This window comes from Gordonia sp. 852002-50816_SCH5313054-c (assembly GCF_001665925.1).
In the GTDB taxonomy this organism is placed as follows: domain Bacteria; phylum Actinomycetota; class Actinomycetes; order Mycobacteriales; family Mycobacteriaceae; genus Gordonia; species Gordonia jacobaea.
This window is the reverse complement of record NZ_LZTE01000001.1, coordinates 1-818: the sequence shown is the minus strand read 5'-3', so window position 1 is coordinate 818 and position 818 is coordinate 1. Positions and strand designations below refer to the sequence as shown.

The following is an 818-nucleotide window of genomic DNA, read 5'->3' as shown; positions in this document are numbered from 1 at the left end:
GATAGCCGTTTGCGCGGTCTCGATGGTGTCGAAGGCGCCAGTCTCGTCGAGAAGCTCCCGGCGCAATGTGCGATGGAATCGTTCGATTTTGCCGGTCGTGGTCGGTGACCGGCGTTTGGTCAACCGCGCGGTGATGCCGTACTCGCGACACGTCCGCTCGAAGAGCACCTCAACCGGCAACGGCCGCGTGTGTCTGCCGGTGAACTGGTTGCCGTTGTCGGTGAGCACCTCGAACGGCACGCCCCATCGATTCATCGCCCCGACGAACGCTTCACACACGGCACTGCCACTGGGCTGCTCGAGAACCGCGGCGACGGTGACGAAGCGGGAATGGTCGTCGATGCCGGTCAACAGTTTGCATTCCCGGCCGCCAGCCAGGAACACACCTCCAACCAGGTCGAGTTGCCACAGATGCATCGGAGCTTCCCGCTCCCATCGCTTGTAGACCCGTTTATGTAGCTGCTCTTGAGGATTGACCAATCCGTTGCGTACCAGCACGCGGTGCACCGTGGCCCGCGCGGGCGCGGGCGCATAAGGGTCGAGGCGTCCGAGTTCGTAGACGATGCGCCGGGCACCCCACCGCCGGTGGGTGCGTCGCATTTCGCAGATCGTCGCCTCCACTTGTGGAGAGATCTGGTTCGGGCTAGTACGCGGTCGGCGAGATCGATCCGATAAACCGCCCAGACCTGATGCGGCATAGCGCTTGCGCCACGCCGTGACCGTTTGGCGAGAGACACCGTAACGGTTAGCGACCTCGATGACCGGAGCACCGTCGGCGACTTCGGTGACCGCACGGAACCTGACCTCCACACGCACCC

At 63.8% G+C, this 818-nt stretch carries 1 protein-coding gene; it reads right to left on the bottom strand.

The features are described 5' to 3' along the window. A partial coding sequence (locus tag A5788_RS00005; protein WP_035734686.1) for an IS481 family transposase occupies window positions 1–816 on the bottom strand: 816 nt, incomplete at its 3' end. Window positions 817–818: the final 2 nt, after the last annotated feature.